The organism is Luteibacter sp. E-22, assembly GCF_049913125.1.
GTDB lineage: Bacteria > Pseudomonadota > Gammaproteobacteria > Xanthomonadales > Rhodanobacteraceae > Luteibacter.
Window position 1 is genome coordinate 1,417,588 of the sequence record NZ_CP183975.1, and the last position, 18,870, is coordinate 1,436,457.

Genomic DNA, 18,870 nt, shown 5'->3' on the forward strand with positions numbered 1-18,870 from the left:
ATGGACACCCTGTGCCTGGCGGGGTGGACCTGCAACTACGCCGTGCGGTGCAGGATCAACTCCAGCACCGCCTTGGTGCCGAAGAAGGCAAGCAACAGGATGCCCATCCCGATCAGGGTCAGGTAGACCGCGCGGATGCCGCGCCAGCCGTACTTCCAGCGGCCCCACAGCAGTACCCCGAAGACGATCCAGGCGATGATCGACAGCACCGTCTTGTGCACCAGGTGCTGGCTGAACAGGTCGCCGACGAAGAGCGCGCCGGTAATCAGCGTGAGCGTCAGCAGCACGAAACCCACCGCGATCAGGCGGAACAGCAGCACCTCGGTGAGCGTGAGTGGGGGCAGGGCGCGCAGCCAGTGCCCGAAGCGGCTGCGGCGCAGCGCCCGTTCCTGGATCGCGAGCAGGATCGCCAGCGCGGCGGCGATCGATAGGATGCCAAAGGCGAACACCGCGATCGTCACGTGCAATTCGATCTGCCAGCTCATCGACTCCGGCGCCGTGCGCGGTGCCAGGAAGGCATCGACGGCGAGGAAGGCGGCGGACAGCGGGAAGATCAGGATGCCCAGCCCGGCGACGGGCCGCGACAGGTTCACCACCAGGGTCAAGGCCGAGGCGATCCAGGCGACGAGCGACAGGGCGGCGAAGAAGTGCAGGTCCAGGGTACCGCGATGCGCCGTGAGCAGCAGCGCGGCATGCGCCAGCGCGGCAACCGTCGCAAGGGCCATGCCGACACGGGCCAGCGGCTGTCCGCCTGTCGCCAGCGGCCGCGCGAGTACGCCCGCGGCGGACAGGTAGAAGGCGACGGCGGCCAGCGAGAGGATGGTGACGATCATGGACGCGCAGTGTGGCATAGCCATCCCGCAGCGTGAATGCGACACGTTGGCATTCGAAGCGTCGCGGCATGGTGGGAGTCCGCTATAATCCGTCGTTTACAGCATTCCGACCCGAATCCCCATGTTCGAATCGCTCAGCCAACGCCTTTCCGAAACCGTCAACCGCCTGCGTGGTCGCGGCCGGCTGACCGAGGAAAACATCCGCGAGACCCTGCGCGAGGTGCGCATCGCCCTGCTCGAGGCCGACGTGGCCCTGCCGGTGGTGAAGGCGCTCATCGAGCGCGTGAAGGTGCGCGCGGTCGGCCAGGAGGTGCTGAAAAGCCTTTCGCCCGGCCAGGCCCTGGTCAAGGTCGTCAGCGACGAGCTGACCACCCTGATGGGTGCCGCCAACACGGAACTGAACCTGGCGGCACAACCGCCGGCGATCGTGCTGATGGCGGGCCTGCAAGGCGCCGGCAAGACCACCACGGTGGGCAAGCTCGCCCGGTTCCTCAAGGAGCGCAAGAAGAAGCGCGTGATGGTCGTCAGCTGCGACGTCTATCGTCCTGCCGCCATCGAGCAGCTGCGCACCCTGGCCGCCCAGGTCGACGTGTCGTTCTTCCCCTCGGAAGCCGGCCAGGACCCCGTCGCCATCGCGAAGGCGGCCGTCGCCGCCGCCCGCCGCGAGGTGATCGACGTGCTGCTGGTCGATACCGCGGGCCGCCTGCATATCGACGAGGCGATGATGGGCGAGATCAAGGCCCTTCACGGTGCCCTCGATCCCATCGAGACCCTGTTCGTCGTCGACTCGATGACGGGCCAGGATGCCGCCAACGTGGCCAAGGCCTTCGCCGACGCGTTGCCGCTCACCGGCGTGGTGCTGACCAAGACCGATGGCGACGCCCGCGGCGGCGCGGCGCTGTCGGTGCGTTACATCACCGGCCGCCCGATCAAGTTCCTCGGTGCGGGCGAGAAGAGCGACGCCCTCGAACCCTTCCATCCGGATCGCGTGGCCCAGCGCATCCTCGGCATGGGCGACGTCCTGTCGCTGGTCGAGGAAGTCGAGCGCAAGGTCGACCAGGAAAAGGCGCAGAAGCTCGCCGAGAAGGTCATCAAGGGCAAGCGCTTCGATCTCAACGATATGCGCGACCAGCTCGAACAAATGAGCAACATGGGCGGCCTGGCCGGTCTCATGGATAAGTTGCCCGGCATGTCCAGCATCCCGGACAGCGTGAAGTCCAAGGTCAACGACAACGAACTCAAGCGCATGGTCGCCATCATCGGCTCCATGACCAAGAAGGAGCGCCGCCACCCGGATCTCCTGAACGGTTCGCGCAAGGCCCGCGTTGCGCGCGGGTCGGGTACCCAGCCGGCGGACGTGAACCGCCTGCTCAAGCAGTTCATGCAGATGGAAAAGATGATGTCCAAGCTGTCCAAGGGTGGCAGCAAGGGCCTTCTTCGCCAGATGCGCGGCGCCATGAAGGGCATGGGCGGCATGGGCGGCATGGGCGGCATGATGCCGCCGCGCTGAGCGCTATGTACGGAAGAGGCTGAACCCCCTTCCATTTTTGGAAACTTTCGCTAAAATGTCCGGCTTTACCGCGCCCGCTTCTCGCGCGCGCCTTGCCGGTTTGCGGCATTCTGGAGCTCGTAACTTATGGTCAAGATTCGTCTTTCGCGCGGTGGCGCCAAGGGCCGTCCGTTTTATCACGTCGTTGTGACCGACCAGCGCAGCCCGCGCGACGGTCGTAACATCGAGCGTGTCGGCTACTACAACCCGGTTGCTTCGGGCGCCGACAAGCGCCTCGAACTCGACGTCGCCAAGGTCCAGGCCTGGGTGGCGAAGGGTGCGCAGCTGACCGACAAGGTCCGTGCCCTCGTGAAGGAAGCCGGCAAGCTGGCTGCTTGATGTCGACGGAGTCCGGTAAGCGCGTCCGGGTCGGACGCATTGTCGGACTCCATGGCGTGCAGGGTCAGGTCAAGCTCGAAAGCTGGACCGAGCCCCGCATCCAGATTTTCCGTTACCAGCCCTGGCTGCTGACCGCGCCGGGTGTGGAACGGGAGATGGACGGAGTCCGAGGACGCGCGCAGGGCAAGGGCATTGTCGCCAGCCTGCCGGGTATCGAGGATCGCGACCAGGCGGCTGCGCTGGTCGGCTGCGAGATCACGGTCTCGCGCGATACGCTGCCGCCGCCCTCGCCAGGCGAGTTCTACTGGACCGATCTCGAGGGTCTCGAGGTCGTCACCACGGAGGACACGAACCTGGGGCGGGTGAGTCATCTTTTCGCCACCGGCGCCAACGACGTCATGGTGGTGAAGGACGGCGACAAGGAGCGATTGATTCCGTTCGTCCAGGGCCCCTACGTGCATTCGGTCGATTTCGACGCCGGGCGCATCGTGGTGGACTGGGACCCCGAGTTCTGAACAGCGATACCTGAAGATCATGCGCATCGACGTGGTTTCGCTGTTTCCCGATTTCGTCCGCCAGTCGGCCGCGATCGGGGTGGTCGGCAGGGCGCAGCAGCGCGAACTGTTACAGGTGGAAGCCTGGAACCCTCGCGACTTCGCCACCGACAACTACCGCACCGTGGACGGCCGGCCCTTCGGGGGTGGACCGGGCATGGTGATGCTGATCGAACCACTGCGGGCGGCGCTCGCGGCGATTCGCGAGGCGGCACCGGAGCCGGTGCACGTGATTTACCTCAGCCCGCAAGGTGCGCGGCTGACGCAGAAACGGGTGGAAGCGCTGGCCGAGATGCCGCGAATCGCCCTGATCTGCGGACGTTACGAGGGTGTGGACGAACGCCTGCTCGAGCACGAGGTCGACGAGGAGCTCTCAATCGGCGATTATGTGCTGTCTGGCGGTGAACTCGGCGCAGCGGTGATTATCGATGCGGTGGGTCGTCTACAGGAAGGCGCGTTGAACGATGCGCAATCCGCCCAGCAGGACTCCTTCTCGGATGGCTTGCTGGATTGCCCGCATTACACCCGTCCCGTGCAGCACGACGCATGGGGTGGCGTGCCGGAGGTGCTGCTTTCCGGCGATCACGCGGCCATCCGCCGCTGGCGTCGCAAGCAGTCGCTGGGTCGTACCTGGCTACGCCGGCCGGATCTGTTAACGCAGTGTGCGCTCGACGATGAATCGAGGGCATTGCTGGATGAATTCCGCCGTGACTACGCACGGCCAAACGGTGCGGCCGAATAACTCGGTCGCCGTAAACAATTGCGACAGGTGTGCCATGAACAAACTTCTCCAACAGTTCGAAGCCGAGCAGATCACCCGCCAGCTGCCGGATTTCGGTCCTGGCGACACCGTGATCGTCAACGTCAAGGTGAAGGAAGGTAACCGCGAGCGCGTCCAGGCGTTCGAAGGTATCGTCATCGCCAAGCGCAGCCGCGGCCTGCACTCCGCCTTTACCGTGCGCAAGATCTCGCACGGCACCGGCGTCGAGCGCGTGTTCCAGTCGCACAGTCGTGCGATCGACTCGGTCGAAGTGAAGCGCAAGGGCAAGGTCCGTGGCGCGAAGCTGTACTACCTGCGTGGCCTGGAAGGCAAGGCTGCCCGCATCAAGGAAGACGTCGCCGCTGCCGCTGCCGCCAAGGCCGCGAAGAAGGCCACTGCCGCCGCCGAGTAATCGGTTGCCGCAAGGCACAACAAAAAGCCCGCGAGCGATCGCGGGCTTTTTTGTTGTGCCGGCCAATAGTGTCGTGGCGGTCGTCGTGTAAGCCAACCGAGTCGCCGACGGCTCACCGAAGCCGCCGGCTGTCAGACCGGCATGTATTCCTCGGCCAGCACTTTCGCCGGCTCTTGCAGGAAGTTGCCCTGGATGAAGTCCACGCCGCAGGCGAACAGCAGCGACGTGCTGACGGCGTCCTCGACCCACTCGGCCACGGTCTGCTTGCCGGAGGCATGGCCTTCCTTGCAGATCTCCGCGATCTTCTTCTGGTTTTCCGGGTGCTGCGGCAGGTCGGTCATGAAGCTGCGGTCGATCTTCAGGAAATCGGCTTCGACGTGGTTGAGCATCTGGAACGAGTTCAGGCCGGAGCCGAACTGTTCGATGGCGAAGCCGCCACCCGCCTTGCGCCAGCCGCTCACGAATTCCTGGGTGGGGCGCAGGCTCGTGAGCACCTTCGATTCAGGCATCTCGATCACCAGCTTGCTCCGGCGCAGGTTCGCCGATTCGAGGCGACGGATGAGCCAGGGAAGCAGGTCGGGATCTTCCAGCGACTGCAGGGTCATCTTCACGAAGTAGGTCGTGGTCAGGCCGTCGTTCTCGCGGTGGGCGAGGGCGTCGATCGCATGGCCGAGCACCCAGCGATCGATCGCGGGCAGCAGGCCGTTGCGTTCCGCCACCGGGAAGAAATACGACGGCAGCACGTCGCCCTTCGGGCCCCGCATGCGGACCAGGATCTCGTAGAACTCGCCCGCGGCGTCCTGCAGGCTGATGATCTGCTGGTGGTACAGGCGCAGGCCGTCCTCGGCGAGCGCCTGGCGGACAAGGTCCAGCCAGTACTGCTCGCGTTCCGCGTCGGCCTTCTCGCGCGCGCTGGGGTCGTGCAGTTCCACGCGGTTGCCGCCCTGGTTCTGTGCGGCCCGTAGCGCCGCGCTGGCCTGGTCCAGCACGGTCTCGGTATTTGCGTTCTTCTCTGCCAGGAGCGTTCCGCCCAGCGTGATGGTGACCGTCAGCGAGCGTGAGCCGGCGTCGAAGATGCTTTCGGCAACGGCGTGGCGCAGGCGTTCCGTGAGCGCGGCATGCTCGAGGTCGCCACGCGAATGGAGCACCAGTCCCAGCGTGTGGTCGCCGAGGACACCGGCGACATCTTCATCGTCGATCGATTCATTGACCTTGGCGGCGATCGCGGCGAGCAGGTGGTCGGCGTTGCCGATGCCCGTGCTGGCGACGATGTCCTTCCAGTTGTCCGGTTCGAGCAGGACCACGGCTTGCCCGGCGCGTCCCGCCGCAGCCGCGGCAACCGCCTCGTCGATATGCGCGAGCGTGTGCGCGCGATTGAACAGGCCGGTGACGGAGTCCCGTTGCAGCTGGGCCACCAGGGCCGCGTCGACGGTCTGCTGGCGGAACACGATCTGCAGGCAGGACTCGCCTTCGAAGGTGGCATGGGCGAATTCGACCATGGCCTTGAAGGTACCGCCATCGTCGCGTCGTGCGAGCAATTCCATCGGCGGCGGTGTCTTGTCGCCCTTGGAAAGGCCGCGCAGCACGGCCTTGAACTCATCGGCGTGCGTGCCGGCGACCAGGTCGAGGATCGGCAGGCCGATGATGTCGTCGAACTCGGCGAGCCCGAAGGCTTCCAGGTAGGCCTGGTTCACGCGCACGTGCATGCCTTCGTGGACATAGGCGATGGCGTCGCGCGACGAATCGAGCAGCGCGTCGCAGCGGCGCTCGGTCTCGCGCAACGATGTTTCCAGCCGGCGCACCTGGCGGCGGGTGGACAAGGCGTCGAATTCACGGCGGACCACGGCGAGCACCTGGTCCGGGCGCTTGCGCAAGGCCACGCCGCGAGAGCCGTTGGCGAAGAGGTCGGCGATGGCATCGTCGTGCAGGCTGTCCACCACGGCGATCAGGGCGAGGTCGCGACCGCTGGCGTCGAGTTGGCGCATCACCGCGCCGGCGTCGATGCCCGGCACGCCGGGGTTCATAAGGACGAGGTCCGGCCCGATATCGTCGAGCGCCGCCCGGATTTCGTCCGCGTTGGTCGCGCGGGCGGGGCGAACGGCGATGCCGCCGTTGCGCAATACGTTGATCAAGAGTTCGGCGTCTTCCACCGAGTTCTCGATGAAGAGGATCCTGATGACGTTGTCGTGTTTCATGCCGTTCCGAATTGCCGCTTGCCCACCCCGCGAACCGGCTTGCCGGCCCGCTCCCCCCAGCGCGTCCGGACAGGTCATGCTGACCGGATGCCGCCCATACTAACGCGCGAAATCGGCAATAGGTCGCTTGGAGGCATCACCCTGCAGTTCACGTACCAGCTTAGGCACGAGGAAGCCGGGCAGGCGGGCTCGCAATTCGTCTACGAGGGCGAGGGCCCGGTCGTCGTCCACCTCGAAATGGGCGGCGCCTTGCACCTTGTCGAGCTGGTGCAGGTAATAGGGCAGCACGCCGGCCGCGAACGAGCGTTCGCACAGGTCTACCAATGCTCCCGCGTCGTCGTTGATCCCACGCAGCAGGACCGACTGGTTCAGCAAGGTGGCACCCGCGGCACGCAGGCGGGCGCAGGCGGCGTCCACCGCGTCGTCGAACTCGTTCGCGTGGTTGGCGTGCAACACGACCACCTTCTGCAGGGGCAACGCGGCCAGCCACTCCGTGAAGGCCTCGTCGACCCGCTCGGGCAGGACCACCGGCAGCCGGGTGTGGATGCGCAGGCGGATCACGTGGGGCAGGTCGGCGAGCCCGCGCGTGAGTTCCTGGAGCTTGTGCGTGGACAGCGACAGCGGATCGCCGCCGGACAGGATCAATTCGCGGATGGACGTGTCCGCCCGCACGTGTGCCAGGGCCTCGCGCCATTGGGCCGCCGCGGCGATTTCCTCGCCGTAGGGGAAGTGCCGGCGGAAGCAGTAGCGGCAGTTCACGGCACAGCTGCCGCTGGCGATCAGCAGCGCGCGACCGTCGTATTTGTGCAGCAGGCCGTGCCCGGCGCGCGCCGACATGTCGCCGACCGCGTCGATGGCGAATCCTTCCGCCACATCGTGCTCGGCCGCGCGGGGCAGCACTTGCAGGAGCAGCGGATCGGAAGGATCGCCGTGGCGCATGCGCGCCACGAAGCCCCGTGGCACGCGGAGCGGGAAGCCCGCGTCGTCGGGGGGAAGCAGGTCGGACCGATGGCCCAGGCCGACGGCGGCCAGCAGTTCCCCGGCATCGGTGATGGCATCCCGCCACAGCTCGCGCCAGCCAGGAAGGGGCGGCGATAGGCGGGAAGTGGGGCTTGCGGTTATCATTACGGACCTTGGATCGGGCCCAGGAGCCCGTGACAGACCCCATTTTAGCCGCCCAGCGGGGCGGATTTAACCCTGGAGCAGAAAGCGCATGGCGACCCTTGGCCTCAATGATGTCAAAACGGGCAAGAAGATCCTTCATAACGGCGATCCGTGGATCATCACCGAAGCCGACTTCATCAAGCCGGGCAAGGGCCAGGCCTTCACCCGCATCCGCATCCGCAATCTCAAGGACGGCCGCACCACCGAGCAGACGCTGAAGTCCAGCGATTCGTTCGAGGAAGCCGATGCCGTCGATACCGATGCCCAGTTCTCGTACGTCGAGGGCTCCGGCAGCGAGCGCGAGTGGGTGTTCATGCACTCGGAAACCTTCGAGCAGTACCGTGCGAACCTCGCCGCGATGGGCGATGCCTGGAAGTGGCTCAAGGGCGACGAGGAATGCGTGGTGACGCTGTTCAACGGCAATATCATCGCCGTGACGCCGCCGAAGTTCGTCGAGCTGAAGATCGTCGAGACCGATCCGGGCGTCCGTGGCGACACCTCCGGCGGTGGCGGCAAGCCGGCCACGCTCGAGACCGGCGCCGTCGTCCGTGTACCGCTCTTCGTCAACCAGGACGAACTGATCAAGGTCGATACCCGCACCGGCGAGTACGACAGCCGCGTCAAGTAAGGCCACCAGCGTTTTGCCTGGTATCGCGGCACGGCGGCCCCCGAGGGCGCCGTGCCGTTCTTGTATGAGGCTCCCGTTTCCCCACCGAGGCCCCGAATGACCGCCAGTCCTACCGACATCGACCTCCTCATCGAGGCCCGTTGGGTCGTCCCCGTCGAGCCGCACGCCGTGGTCCTCGACGACCACGCGGTCGCCGTGCACGACGGAGAGATCCTGGCGGTGCTGCCGATCGCCGCTGCCCGCGTAGCCTATGCGCCGCGCGAACGGATCGAGCTGCCCGAGCACGCGCTCATCCCCGGCCTGATCAACGCGCACACGCACAACCCGATGACCTTGCTGCGCGGCCTGGCCGACGACCTGCCGTTGATGACCTGGTTGCAGGAACACATCTGGCCGGCGGAAGGCCGCGTGATGGGCCCGGAATTCATTCGTGACGGCGTCGAACTCGCCGTGGCCGAGATGATCCGCGGCGGCACCACCTGCGCCAACGAGAACTACTTCTTTCCCGACGTGATCGCGGCCACGTACCGCCGGATGGGTTTTCGTGCGGTCATCGGCTTGCCGGTGATCGATTTCCCCACCGCCTGGGCGACCACGTCCGACGAATACTTCAGCCGTGCCGTGGAGGTACACGATGCCTTGCGCGGCGAGCCCCTGCTCACGACGGCCTTCGTGCCGCATGCACCGTACACGGTCTCGGACGAGAACTTCGAGCGCATCCGCGTCCTGGCCGACCAGCTAGACATCCCCGTCCACCTGCACACGCACGAGACGGCGCACGAAGTGGAAGAGGCCGTGGCGAAAGACGGCATCCGTCCGTTCGCGCGCTTGCAGAAGCTCGGCATCGTCAACGAGCGCCTGGTGGCGGTGCACATGACCCAGCTCACGGATGGCGAGATCGCCGCCTGCGCCGTCGCCGGGGTTTCCGTGGTGCATTGCCCGGAATCCAACCTGAAACTCGCCTCGGGTTTCTGCCCGGCGGAAAAGTTGCGTGCCGCTGGCGTGAACGTCTGCATCGGCACCGATGGCTGCGCCTCGAACAACGACCTGGACATGTTCGGCGAAATGCGTACCGCCGCGCTCCTGGCCAAGGCCGTGGCGGGCGACGCCGCCGCCTTCGATGCCGCCTATGCATTGCGTGCCGCGACGCTCAACGGCGCAAAGGCGATCGGCCTGGGCGACCGCGTCGGTTCCATCGAACCGGGCAAGCGAGCCGACCTCGTGGCCGTGCGTCTCGACGCCCTGGAAACCCAGCCGCTCTACCATGTGGCATCGCAGCTGGTGTATGCCACCGGCCGCCATCAGGTCAGCGACGTGTGGATCGATGGCGTGCGCAAGCTTGCCTCGGGCGAGCTCCTGGGCATCGACACCGCCGCCATCCGCGCCAAGGCGCGTGCCTGGCGCGAACGCATTGCCGCCGAGGACCCGGCATGAACGAACCCCTGCACCTCTACCTCGTGCTCGCCATGCGCAATCCAGGCTTCAAGCCGAAGGACTGAACCATGCAGAACAACACCAACGTCAATGCGGAAGAAATCGCGCGCTTCGAAAAGCTCGCCGCGCGCTGGTGGGACCCGGACGGCGAATCGCGTCCCCTGCACGACCTGAACCCGGTGCGCGCCGCCTATGTCGCCGGCCGCGCCAACCTGCGTGGCGCGAAGGTGGCGGACATCGGCTGCGGCGGCGGCCTGCTCAGCGAAGCGCTGGCGCGCGCCGGCGCGAACGTCACGGCGATCGACCTCGGTGAAAAACTCATCGAGATCGCGAAACTGCACCTGTTCGAGTCGAACGTGCAGGTCGATTACCGCGTGCAGTCGTCCACGACACTGGCGGAAGCCGAACCGGCGTCGTTCGACGTGGTTTGCTGCATGGAACTGATCGAGCACGTGCCCGACCCGGCCGAACTGGTCCGCGATCTCGCGGCGATGCTCAAGCCCGGTGGTCAATTGTTCCTGTCCACGCTCAACCGCACGCCGGCCGCGTTCGGTGCGGCGATCGTGGGCGCCGAATACCTCATGCGCCTGCTGCCGCGTGGCACGCACCACTACGCGCAATTCCTCAAGCCTTCGGAAGTCGCCACGATGCTGCGCCGCTTCGACCTCGAGCTGGAAGACATCAAGGGCCTGGCCTACAACCCGCTCACGCGCAACGCCAGCCTGTCGTCCAACACGGCGGTGAACTACGTGCTGGCGGCCAGGAAGACGGCATGAGTCCGCTTCCATTCAAGCCCGAGGGTGTGTTCTTCGATCTCGACGGTACCTTGCTCGACAGCGCCCACGAGTTGTACGCGGCCTTGCTCGAACTGTGCGAGGAGCAGGGCATCGCACCGCCGCCGTACGAACGCGTGCGTCCCGTGGTCTCGCGAGGATCGCGCGCCATCATCGGCGCCGGTTTTCCGGGCATCGCCCCGGACGACCTGCTGAAGCTCGTTCCCCGCTACCTCGAACTGTACGAGGCATGCATGGCCAGCCACACCGTGGTCTTCGATGGCGTCGAGACCTTGCTTGCCGCGCTCGACGCGGCGGGTATCCGCTGGGGCATCGTCACCAACAAGCCCGGCTTCCTTACCGACGCCTTGCTGCCACGCGCCGTTCCGCACTGGAAGCCCGCCGCCGTCGTCTCCGGCGATACCTTGCCGGTGAAGAAACCCGATCCCGCCCCCGTGCTGCACGCCTGCGCGCTGGCGGGCTGCGATCCCACCCGCTCGGTGTACGTCGGCGACGACCGCCGCGACGTCCTTGCGGGCCATGCCGCCGGCCTCTTCACCGTGGCGGTGCGTTGGGGGTACCTCGACGGCGGCGATCCCGATGCCTGGGGTGCCGATGCCGTGCTGGATCATGCCGATGAACTGGCCGTCCTGCTCGGCGTGGGGGAGGTTGCCGCGTGATCGACGGTGCGACCGGGAGCTTCGTCGACAAGTGGCTCGCGGTGCAGCCGCAGCAGCGGGTCGCGCTCGGCTTCGTGGACGAGCGCACTCGCGACGAACGGGTCGCGCTGGCTGCGCTCGAACAGGAACTGGTCTCCTCGGCCTATGGCATCCGCGAGCCGCAGGTCGCCGCGGCCAAGCTTCAATGGTGGGCGGAAGAGCTCTCCGGCGCCGCCGCCAGCGGGGGTCGCCACCCGCTCACCAAGCTGCTGTTCGGCAGCGACCGCGCACGAGCCATCCCGGCGAACCTGTGGCTGGCGCCCGTGCTTGCGGCCATGGCGCAACTGGAGCAGGGCACGCCATCGGATTTCGGTGCCCAGGTCGCCGCGTCCCGTGGCCTGCACGGCGCGCTGGCGACCCTGGAAAACGCCTGGTGGTTCGGACCCGGGGCGTCGGCGGAATCCGCGTCGCGGATCGCCACGCTGTCGCACCTCGTCTTCGCGTTGTCGCGACTGGAGTTGGACGCCGAGCGTGAACGGTTGCCCTTGCCGATGACGCGGCTGGCCCGCCATGGCCTCGCCCGGACGCACCTGAAGGTCGATTCCCCGGCGCGGCGCGAGGCGCTGCGTGCGCAGCTGGACGAACTCGCCGGCGGGCTGCGCGAGGCGCTGGCGCTGGGCGAGCCGCTCAGCACCTTCCGCGGGCTGGAGGGCCGTACGGCGCTGTCCACGGCCCGTGGCGCCGCGCGTGCAGATGAACCGCTGGCCGAACTGCACCGCCGCCAATCGCGCTCCGGTCCGGCCACCGCCATCCGCGCCTGGCTTGCGGCACGTCACGCCGCACGATTTACCTGAACGGATCGTTTCCCCGCAAGGACCATTGAGCCCATCCTCCTGGCCCCCATCTCGGGCACGGTAAGCCGGATACCGGCACGTCCCAAGGATATTCCCCGATGTACATCCACGATTCCCCGACCCGCCTGCTGCCCGACGTGGCGTCGCAGGAGCATGCCCTGGCCATCGGCACGCTCGACTGGGTCGGTATGGACGGCATGGAGATGCCCGTCGCCTTCGACGCGGGCGATGGCGACGTGCGCTCCACGGGAGCCAGGGTGGGAGCCTTCGTCAACCTCAACAAGCCGGAAGCGCGTGGCATCCACATGTCGCGGCTCTACCTGCTGGTCTCGGATGCGCTTTCGGCCGGACCGCTCACGATCGCCGGTATCCGTACACTCCTGGAATCGTTCCTGACCTCGCACGAAGGCCTGTCGGACCACGCACGGATCACCATCGGCTTCGAGCACCTGGTGCGTCGCAAGTCGCTTCGCAGCGAAAACAGTGGCTGGCGCGCTTACCCGATCACCATCGACGCGACGCTCAGCGGCGACGCCTTCCGCATCGAGATCACCACGGACATCCTCTATTCGTCGACCTGTCCCGCCTCGGCGGCGCTGTCACGCCAGCTGATCCAGGACAATTTCGCAAGGACGTTCTCGGCGGGCGAACCACTGGACCGCGAAACCATACTGGCCTGGCTGGGAACGGAGCAGGGCATCGTCGCCACGCCGCATGCGCAACGCAGCACCGCCACCATCCGCGTGCGTCCCGCGGGCGAGGGCGTGTTCCCGCTGATCGGCATGATCGATAACGTGGAATCGGCGCTGGGCACGCCCGTGCAGACGGCGGTGAAGCGTGCGGACGAACAGGCCTTCGCGCTGGCGAACGGACAGAACCTCATGTTCTGCGAGGATGCCGCGCGGCGTATCCAGAAAGCGCTGGAAGCCGACCCGAACATCGCCGACTTCCACCTTCGCGTGGCCCATCACGAGAGCCTGCACCCGCACGACGCGGTGGCGTTCGCCTCGAAGGTGCGCTGAAGCCGGTCGGTAGCCGATCTTCATAGATCCAGGCTTCGATGAGAGGCTTCTGGTGGGAGCCGACTCTGTCGGCGATTCCAGATTGCCGCAAGATTGAATCGCCGACAGGGTCGGCTCCCACCAGGCGCCGGTGTCATCGGCGGGTTGCCGCGCTTCAGTGAATGCCTGGCAGCAACAATGGATCGAGGCGCGTGCCGAACCAGTTGAATCCCCAGTGCAGGTGCGGGCCCGTGGCGCGCCCGGTCTTGCCCGCCGCGCCGATGACCTGGCCTTGGCGCACGTGCTGGCCAACCTTCACGTCGATACGCGACAGGTGCAGGAAGTTCGACGACAGGCCGAAGCCGTGGTCGAGCAGCACCGTGCCGCCAGTGAGATAGAGATCCGGCTTGGCGAAGGTGACCAGGCCATCGGCCGGGGCTTTGATCGGCGTGCCCTCGGGCACGGCGATGTCCATGCCCGAATGCGGCGCCTTGGGATCGCCGTTGTAGATCCGCTGGTTGCCGAAGCGTCCGCTGATACGTCCGTTCACCGGCCAGATGAAGCCACGGAGGAAGTCCTCGCGGGCATCGTCGCGATCGCGCGCGGCGACCACCTCGGCCTGCTCGCGTTCGATCCGCGCGGCGATGTCCGGCGGCGGGTTCACCGTTTTCGGCGGGACGCCATTCACGCGCTCGACAGGCCAGTCACGTGGCGAGACCGCGACGCTGCGTCGCGTATTCCCGAGGGTGACGACGATAGGCCCGCGTTCATCGCGCCCGGCGCCAAAGACGAAGAGGCCGTCGTCGCCTACATGCACCGGCTTGCCGGCCACGGTGACGCGCGTGCCGGGTGCCACGTGACCGATGACGAGGCCTCCTTGCGAGACGCTGGCAGGCAGGTCGGGGACCGCCGCGACCGCGAGCGTGGGAAGCACGAGCGCGGCGAATGCGCTTGCGAATCTTCTCATCGATCGAACGCGAGACGCTGGCCGCGGACGTTGCCGTCGACGTTACGGCCATCCCACACGCGCTGGCCATTGACGAAGGTCGTGGCGATGCTGCTGCTGAACGTCGTGCCTTCGAACGGCGACCAGCCGCACTTGGACAGCACTTCCTCGCGCGTCACCGTATGCCGGCGCTTCGGATCGACCAGCACGAGATCGGCCGCGTAGCCTTCGCGGAGGAAACCGCGCTTGTCGACGTCGAACAACTTGGCGGGCGCGTGGCTGACCGCCTCGACGACGCGCTCCAGGGTGAGCTTGCCCTCGAACACGCGTTCCAGCGCCGCTTGCAGGGCGAACTGCACCAGTGGCAGGCCCGACGGCGCCTTGTCGTACTTCTGCGCCTTTTCCTCGAGCAGGTGGGGCGCGTGGTCCGTCGCGAGCACGTCGAGCCGGCCTTCGGCCAGCGCCTTCGTGATGGCCTCGCGGTCGGCTTCGTCCTTGATCGCCGGATTGCACTTGATCAGGAAACCGAGGCGCTCGTAGTCCGGCGCCGCGAAGTGCAGGAAGTGCACGCAGGTCTCGGCGGTGATCTTCTTGCCTTCGATCGGGCCCGGCTCGAACAGGGCCAGTTCGTCGGCGGTGGAGATGTGCAGCACGTGCAGGCGGGTGCCATGCTTCTTCGCCAGGGATATGGCCAACCGGGTGGACTTGATGCAAGCCTCGCGCGACCGGATCAGGGGATGTTCCCGGGCCGGGATGTCCTCGCCGTACACCGCATGGGCCTTTGCCAGGTTGGCGTCGATCATCGGCGTGTCTTCGCAATGCGTGATGATCGGCGTGGGTGCGTCGCGGAAGATGTGGTCGAGGGTTTCCGGGTTGTCGACGAGCATATTGCCCGTCGACGCGCCCATGAAGACCTTGATGCCGGGGGCGCTCTTAGGATCGAGCGCGCGGATCGCCTCCAGGTTGTCGTTGCTGGCGCCGAGGTAGAACGCGTAGTTGACCACGGAGGTTTCCGCGGCGCGGGCGTACTTCGCCTCCAGCGAGTCGCGGTCCAGGGCGGGCGGCTTGGTGTTGGGCATTTCCATGAAACTGGTGATGCCACCGGCGGCGCAGGCGCGGGATTCACTGGCGATATCGGCTTTCTGGGTGAGGCCGGGCTCGCGGAAGTGAACCTGGTCGTCGATCATGCCCGGCAGCAACCACAGGCCGGAGGCGTCGATAACCTCTTCGTCACGATCTTTTTCCAGACTCTGCGCGATGGTCGCGATTTTTCCGTCGCGGAGGCGGACGTCGGCGGTGAAACGCCGGCCTTCGTTGACCAGTTCGGCGTTCTTGATGAGCCAGGCGTCAGTCATGGGTATGTGCTCCTTGGGCGCCGCAGCGGCGCAGGATGAAATGTTCCGGAACGGGGTCGTGGCCGCCTTCGCACAGCGGCTGGCAGCGCAGGATGCGCCACGCGCCCAGGATGGCGCCGCGCATCGGGCCGAAGCGCGCTATGGCAACCCGTGCATAATCGGAACAGGATGGATGGAACCGGCAGCGGGCCCCCAGCATCGGGCTCAACCACCGTTTGTACGCAGAGAGCAGGGATAAGAGGAGGCGGGTCACTGTGAGTCCGGTGTCGACCGGCGTAGGGCCAATCGACAGTATCCCAGAAGATAGGTTGCTGGGGTAACGCATCTGGGCTATAACACCCCGCCGCCACGGCCACCGAGGTGAAGGAAATGGCGAAAAATGCTCGTAGTTCCACAGCTGCCAAAGGTGCCGCCAAGAAGGGCGGGGCCGGTGATGTGAAGGCGACCAGGAAGACCGTGGGCGCGGTGAAGGCGGCCAAGGCGCCGGTGAAGAAGGCCGTCCAGGCCGCGGTCAAGTCCGCGACGAAGACGGCCGCCAAGGCAGCCCCTAAGAAGGCCGCCGCGCCTGCCAAGAAGACGGCATCGAAGCCCGTGGCGAAGAAGGCCCCGGCGAAAGCCCCGCTGAAGGCAGCGCCGGCGAAGACGGCCAAGACGGCGGCGCCCAAGGCGACACCGAAGCCGGCTACGAAGGTGGCCACCAAGGCGGCGGGGAAGCCCGCCCCCGCCGCTCCGGCGAAGAAAGCGGCGCCCGCCGTGACCAAGACGCCGGCGAAGAAGACACCCGCGACGCCCGCGAAGAAAACATCCGCTGCGCCGGTAAAGGCCGCACCCGCTCCGGTGTCCACGCCGGCAGCCAAGAAAACCGCCTCGGCTACCCCCGCCGCCGCGCCCGAAAAGGGGCGCACGGCATCTGCCGTTGCCGCTGCGACACCGCGGACGGCATCCGCGGTGGGCAGCTCCACCTCATCCAGAAACGAGAAGTCCGCTCAATCCAGCATGAATAGCACTGCCTCCAATACCGCCGACAACGGCATCACGCGCGAAGACGGCCGCTATGCGCTGCCGGCTTCCACCGTCATCGACCTGCCCAAGGGTTACAAGCCGAACGACGACGAGGAGTACATGAATCCTCGTCAGCTCGCCTATTTTCGCAACAAGCTGAAGGACTGGCGCGAACAGCTGGTCGAGGAATCGCGTCAGACGATGGACAACCTCCGCGAGGAAGTCCGTGACGTGGGTGACGAAGCCGAGCGCGCCACGCGCGAGACCGAGAACTCGCTCGAACTGCGTACGCGCGACCGTTACCGCAAGCTGATTTCCAAGATCGACAAGGCCCTTCGCCGGATCGAGGAAGGCCGCTACGGTTTCTGCGAGGAGACCGACGAGGAAATCGGTGTGGACCGTCTCGACGCCCGCCCGATCGCCACGCTGTCGCTCGATGCACAGGAGCGCCGCGAACACCTGCAGAAGCAGATGGGCGACTGATTCCATCCCGTTGTGGTCGCGACACGAGACGGCCCCGCATCGCGGGGCCGTCTTGTTTTCCAACGTCCGCTCAGCCCTGGGCCAGCGATGCCGCCGCGTAGGCCTTCAACTTCGCGAGCATGGCCGCGAGCCCGTTCGACCGGGTAGGCGACAGGTGCTTGGCGAGTCCGATCTCCTGGATGAACGAGGGATCGGTGTCGACGATCTCGCGTGCGGGACGGCCGGAGTAGACCCGCAGCACCAGGGCGATCAGGCCGGAGACGATGGCCGAGTCGCTGGCGGCGTCGAAGTGCATCCTCGATGCGTCGCCCGATGGAATCAGCCAGACCATCGACTGGCAGCCGTGCACGCGGTTTTCCTCGGTCTTCCGCTCGTCGGGGAAGGGCGGTAGCTGACGGCCGAGGTCGATCAGGTACTGGTAACGCTCGGTCCAGTCACCGAAGAAGGCGAATTCCTCCGCGATCGCGGCCTGTGCTTCGATGGCCGTGGCTTCCATCGGCTCGTTCATGCCTTCACCACGCTCCAGCGCGTGCCTTGCGCGCCGTCCTCGATCGCGATGCCCCATGCCTTGAGTTGGTCGCGGATGGCGTCCGACCGGGCGAAATCCTTCGCCGCGCGTGCCGCGCGGCGCTCCTCCAGCAGTGCCTCGATGGCGGCCTCGTCGACGGCTTCGCCCGGGTTGCCCTGGCGGAACCAGGCTTCCGGTTCCTGCTGGAGCAGGCCGAGCAGGGCGCCACCGCCCAATAGCGCGGCCTTGGCCGGACCGCGTGCCACGCCGGTGGCCCGGCGCGCCGCATCGGCCAGCTGCGATATCTCGGCCAGCGCCTGGGGCGTATTGAGGTCGTCGCAGAGCGTGCTTTCGACGGACCCGGGCACCACCGCCTCGCCGGCGTCCACGTCGCCCATGTCGCGCAGGACGCCGTACCAGCCGTCGAGCGTGCGCACGGATTGGGTCATCGCGGCCTCTGACCAGTCCAGCGGCTGGCGGTAATGGCCGCGCAGGAGCATGAGACGCAGCGCCTCCGCAGGGTGCTTGCCGAGCAACTCGTGCAACTGGAGCACGTTGCCCAGCGACTTGGACATCTTCCGTCCCTCGAACGTGAGCATGCCGTTGTGCAGCCAGTACCGGGCGAAGGTCTTGCCACCATGCGCGCAGACGCTCTGGGCGATCTCGTTCTCGTGGTGCGGGAAGGTGAGGTCGACGCCGCCGGCATGGATATCGATCGTCTCGCCGAGATGGGCCTCGCTCATGGCGGAGCACTCGATGTGCCATCCCGGACGGCCCCGGCCCCAGGGGCTGTCCCAGCCTGGCAGGCTCGCGTCCGAGGGTTTCCACAGCACGAAGTCGCCCGGGCTCTTCTTGTACGGCGCCACTTCGACGCGCGCTCCGGCGAGCAGTTCTTCCGGGTCGCGCCCCGACAGGGCGCCATAGGCGGGAAACGACTCGACGTGGAACAGCACATGGCCTTCGGCCTCGTACGCATGGCCACTGGCGATCAGGCGCTCGATCATCGCCACGATCTGCGGGATGTGCGCGGTGGCATGCGGCTCGACGTCAGGCGGGGCGACACCGAGGCGGGCCATGTCGTCGCGGTAGGCCTGGGTGTAACGATCGGTGATCGTCGCGATCGGCACCCCGGCGGCGGCCGCGGCGGCATTGATCTTGTCGTCCACGTCGGTGATGTTCCGGGCGTAGACCAGGTTCGGGTAATGCCGGCGGATCAGGCGGGCGAGCACGTCGAAGACGACGGGGGGCCGGGCATTGCCGATGTGGATGTAGTTGTAGACCGTGGGCCCGCACACGTACATCGTCACCCGCTGCGGATCGAGGGGGGTGAACGCCTCTATACGGCGTGACAAGGTGTTGTAGAGCGAAATCGGCATCGGGAATCCGTGGACGGGAGCGGCGTGCGGGCCATCCGGAGATGA

At 66.6% G+C, this 18,870-nt stretch carries 20 protein-coding genes; 12 read left to right on the plus strand and 8 right to left on the minus strand.

Going from position 1 to position 18,870, the window contains the following annotated elements:
• Nucleotides 1-35: 35 nt before the first annotated feature.
• Nucleotides 36-833: a cytochrome C assembly family protein gene (locus ACN9M2_RS06215; protein ID WP_426287261.1), complete on the minus strand. Its 798-nt coding sequence runs from the start codon at nucleotides 831-833 to the stop codon at nucleotides 36-38.
• A 121-nt stretch (nucleotides 834-954) separates the two neighbouring features.
• On the opposite strand from ACN9M2_RS06215, the gene ffh reads away from it, so the two are divergent.
• The 5 genes from ffh to rplS all read left to right on the plus strand — a co-directional run bounded on the left by ffh (nucleotide 955) and on the right by rplS (nucleotide 4,447).
• Nucleotides 955-2,343: a signal recognition particle protein gene (gene ffh / locus ACN9M2_RS06220; protein WP_426287262.1), complete on the plus strand. Its 1,389-nt coding sequence runs from the start codon at nucleotides 955-957 to the stop codon at nucleotides 2,341-2,343.
• Nucleotides 2,344-2,469: 126 nt separating this feature from the next.
• Nucleotides 2,470-2,721, plus strand: coding sequence for a 30S ribosomal protein S16 (rpsP, locus tag ACN9M2_RS06225; RefSeq protein WP_029213716.1), 252 nt, complete (start codon nucleotides 2,470-2,472; stop codon nucleotides 2,719-2,721).
• Nucleotides 2,721-3,236 (plus strand): ribosome maturation factor RimM, encoded by a 516-nt coding sequence (rimM, locus tag ACN9M2_RS06230; RefSeq protein WP_426287263.1) that lies wholly within the window; start codon nucleotides 2,721-2,723, stop codon nucleotides 3,234-3,236. Before rpsP ends, rimM begins: the two co-directional genes overlap by 1 nt.
• Before the next feature lie 19 nt (nucleotides 3,237-3,255).
• Nucleotides 3,256-4,017, plus strand: a complete 762-nt coding sequence (gene trmD, locus ACN9M2_RS06235) for a tRNA (guanosine(37)-N1)-methyltransferase TrmD (protein ID WP_371024937.1) — start codon at nucleotides 3,256-3,258, stop codon at nucleotides 4,015-4,017.
• Between the two features lie 34 nt (nucleotides 4,018-4,051).
• Complete coding sequence (rplS, locus tag ACN9M2_RS06240; protein ID WP_426287264.1) at nucleotides 4,052-4,447, plus strand: 50S ribosomal protein L19; 396 nt, start codon at nucleotides 4,052-4,054, stop codon at nucleotides 4,445-4,447.
• A 131-nt stretch (nucleotides 4,448-4,578) separates the two neighbouring features.
• On the opposite strand, the gene ACN9M2_RS06245 is transcribed toward rplS, so the two are convergent.
• Both ACN9M2_RS06245 and epmB read right to left on the minus strand, forming a co-directional pair.
• A complete protein-coding gene (locus ACN9M2_RS06245; RefSeq protein ID WP_426287265.1) occupies nucleotides 4,579-6,642 on the minus strand; it encodes an EAL domain-containing response regulator in 2,064 nt (687 codons plus the stop codon).
• Between the two features lie 99 nt (nucleotides 6,643-6,741).
• On the minus strand, nucleotides 6,742-7,767 hold the full coding sequence (gene epmB / locus ACN9M2_RS06250) for an EF-P beta-lysylation protein EpmB (RefSeq protein WP_426287266.1): 1,026 nt from the start codon (nucleotides 7,765-7,767) through the stop codon (nucleotides 6,742-6,744).
• An 88-nt stretch (nucleotides 7,768-7,855) separates the two neighbouring features.
• On the opposite strand from epmB, the gene efp reads away from it, so the two are divergent.
• From efp to folE2, 6 genes are all read left to right on the plus strand, one after another.
• Nucleotides 7,856-8,434 (plus strand): elongation factor P, encoded by a 579-nt coding sequence (gene efp, locus ACN9M2_RS06255; protein WP_371024941.1) that lies wholly within the window; start codon nucleotides 7,856-7,858, stop codon nucleotides 8,432-8,434.
• Between the two features lie 96 nt (nucleotides 8,435-8,530).
• Entirely contained in the window at nucleotides 8,531-9,868 is a 1,338-nt protein-coding gene (locus ACN9M2_RS06260) for a TRZ/ATZ family hydrolase (RefSeq protein ID WP_426287267.1), read from the plus strand.
• Between the two features lie 68 nt (nucleotides 9,869-9,936).
• Nucleotides 9,937-10,644, plus strand: a complete 708-nt coding sequence (gene ubiG, locus ACN9M2_RS06265; RefSeq protein WP_426287268.1) for a bifunctional 2-polyprenyl-6-hydroxyphenol methylase/3-demethylubiquinol 3-O-methyltransferase UbiG — start codon at nucleotides 9,937-9,939, stop codon at nucleotides 10,642-10,644.
• A complete protein-coding gene (locus ACN9M2_RS06270) occupies nucleotides 10,641-11,321 on the plus strand; it encodes an HAD family hydrolase (protein ID WP_426287269.1) in 681 nt (226 codons plus the stop codon). Before ubiG ends, ACN9M2_RS06270 begins: the two co-directional genes overlap by 4 nt.
• A complete protein-coding gene (locus ACN9M2_RS06275; RefSeq protein WP_426287270.1) occupies nucleotides 11,318-12,154 on the plus strand; it encodes a squalene/phytoene synthase family protein in 837 nt (278 codons plus the stop codon). Before ACN9M2_RS06270 ends, ACN9M2_RS06275 begins: the two co-directional genes overlap by 4 nt.
• Before the next feature lie 98 nt (nucleotides 12,155-12,252).
• Nucleotides 12,253-13,176 carry a GTP cyclohydrolase FolE2 gene (folE2, locus tag ACN9M2_RS06280; RefSeq protein ID WP_426287271.1) on the plus strand — a complete coding sequence of 308 codons (924 nt, stop codon included), beginning with the start codon at nucleotides 12,253-12,255 and terminating at the stop codon, nucleotides 13,174-13,176.
• Between the two features lie 154 nt (nucleotides 13,177-13,330).
• On the opposite strand, the gene ACN9M2_RS06285 is transcribed toward folE2, so the two are convergent.
• Genes ACN9M2_RS06285 through yidD form a run of 3 tightly spaced genes read right to left on the minus strand, consistent with a single transcriptional unit; the run spans nucleotide 13,331 to nucleotide 15,655 of the window.
• Nucleotides 13,331-14,122, minus strand: coding sequence for a M23 family metallopeptidase (locus tag ACN9M2_RS06285; RefSeq protein ID WP_426287272.1), 792 nt, complete (start codon nucleotides 14,120-14,122; stop codon nucleotides 13,331-13,333).
• A complete protein-coding gene (locus ACN9M2_RS06290) occupies nucleotides 14,119-15,456 on the minus strand; it encodes a dihydroorotase (RefSeq protein ID WP_426287273.1) in 1,338 nt (445 codons plus the stop codon). The genes ACN9M2_RS06285 and ACN9M2_RS06290 overlap by 4 nt, the downstream gene beginning before the upstream one ends.
• Nucleotides 15,449-15,655, minus strand: a complete 207-nt coding sequence (yidD, locus tag ACN9M2_RS06295) for a membrane protein insertion efficiency factor YidD (protein ID WP_426287872.1) — start codon at nucleotides 15,653-15,655, stop codon at nucleotides 15,449-15,451. Before yidD ends, ACN9M2_RS06290 begins: the two co-directional genes overlap by 8 nt.
• Nucleotides 15,656-15,825: 170 nt before the next feature.
• Between yidD and dksA the strand changes: the two genes are divergently transcribed.
• Nucleotides 15,826-16,941, plus strand: coding sequence for an RNA polymerase-binding protein DksA (gene dksA, locus ACN9M2_RS06300; RefSeq protein ID WP_426287274.1), 1,116 nt, complete (start codon nucleotides 15,826-15,828; stop codon nucleotides 16,939-16,941).
• Nucleotides 16,942-17,011: 70 nt separating this feature from the next.
• Here the strand turns inward: dksA and ACN9M2_RS06305 are convergent, their stop codons facing one another.
• Entirely contained in the window at nucleotides 17,012-17,449 is a 438-nt protein-coding gene (locus tag ACN9M2_RS06305; RefSeq protein WP_426287275.1) for a SufE family protein, read from the minus strand.
• A complete protein-coding gene (cysS, locus tag ACN9M2_RS06310; protein ID WP_426287276.1) occupies nucleotides 17,446-18,825 on the minus strand; it encodes a cysteine--tRNA ligase in 1,380 nt (459 codons plus the stop codon). Before cysS ends, ACN9M2_RS06305 begins: the two co-directional genes overlap by 4 nt.
• Nucleotides 18,826-18,870: the final 45 nt, after the last annotated feature.

What these genes read in the sequence shown, in the direction of transcription:
- ACN9M2_RS06215 (WP_426287261.1), bottom strand. Translation starts at nt 833, where the DNA reads ATGATCGTCACCATCCTCTCGCTGGCCGCCGTCGCCTTCTACCTGTCC.
- ffh (WP_426287262.1), top strand. Translation starts at nt 955, where the DNA reads ATGTTCGAATCGCTCAGCCAACGCCTTTCCGAAACCGTCAACCGCCTG.
- rpsP (WP_029213716.1), top strand. Translation starts at nt 2,470, where the DNA reads ATGGTCAAGATTCGTCTTTCGCGCGGTGGCGCCAAGGGCCGTCCGTTT.
- rimM (WP_426287263.1), top strand. Translation starts at nt 2,721, where the DNA reads ATGTCGACGGAGTCCGGTAAGCGCGTCCGGGTCGGACGCATTGTCGGA.
- trmD (WP_371024937.1), top strand. Translation starts at nt 3,256, where the DNA reads ATGCGCATCGACGTGGTTTCGCTGTTTCCCGATTTCGTCCGCCAGTCG.
- rplS (WP_426287264.1), top strand. Translation starts at nt 4,052, where the DNA reads ATGAACAAACTTCTCCAACAGTTCGAAGCCGAGCAGATCACCCGCCAG.
- ACN9M2_RS06245 (WP_426287265.1), bottom strand. Translation starts at nt 6,642, where the DNA reads ATGAAACACGACAACGTCATCAGGATCCTCTTCATCGAGAACTCGGTG.
- epmB (WP_426287266.1), bottom strand. Translation starts at nt 7,767, where the DNA reads ATGATAACCGCAAGCCCCACTTCCCGCCTATCGCCGCCCCTTCCTGGC.
- efp (WP_371024941.1), top strand. Translation starts at nt 7,856, where the DNA reads ATGGCGACCCTTGGCCTCAATGATGTCAAAACGGGCAAGAAGATCCTT.
- ACN9M2_RS06260 (WP_426287267.1), top strand. Translation starts at nt 8,531, where the DNA reads ATGACCGCCAGTCCTACCGACATCGACCTCCTCATCGAGGCCCGTTGG.
- ubiG (WP_426287268.1), top strand. Translation starts at nt 9,937, where the DNA reads ATGCAGAACAACACCAACGTCAATGCGGAAGAAATCGCGCGCTTCGAA.
- ACN9M2_RS06270 (WP_426287269.1), top strand. Translation starts at nt 10,641, where the DNA reads ATGAGTCCGCTTCCATTCAAGCCCGAGGGTGTGTTCTTCGATCTCGAC.
- folE2 (WP_426287271.1), top strand. Translation starts at nt 12,253, where the DNA reads ATGTACATCCACGATTCCCCGACCCGCCTGCTGCCCGACGTGGCGTCG.
- ACN9M2_RS06285 (WP_426287272.1), bottom strand. Translation starts at nt 14,122, where the DNA reads ATGAGAAGATTCGCAAGCGCATTCGCCGCGCTCGTGCTTCCCACGCTC.
- ACN9M2_RS06290 (WP_426287273.1), bottom strand. Translation starts at nt 15,456, where the DNA reads ATGACTGACGCCTGGCTCATCAAGAACGCCGAACTGGTCAACGAAGGC.
- yidD (WP_426287872.1), bottom strand. Translation starts at nt 15,655, where the DNA reads ATGCTGGGGGCCCGCTGCCGGTTCCATCCATCCTGTTCCGATTATGCA.
- dksA (WP_426287274.1), top strand. Translation starts at nt 15,826, where the DNA reads ATGGCGAAAAATGCTCGTAGTTCCACAGCTGCCAAAGGTGCCGCCAAG.
- ACN9M2_RS06305 (WP_426287275.1), bottom strand. Translation starts at nt 17,449, where the DNA reads ATGAACGAGCCGATGGAAGCCACGGCCATCGAAGCACAGGCCGCGATC.
- cysS (WP_426287276.1), bottom strand. Translation starts at nt 18,825, where the DNA reads ATGCCGATTTCGCTCTACAACACCTTGTCACGCCGTATAGAGGCGTTC.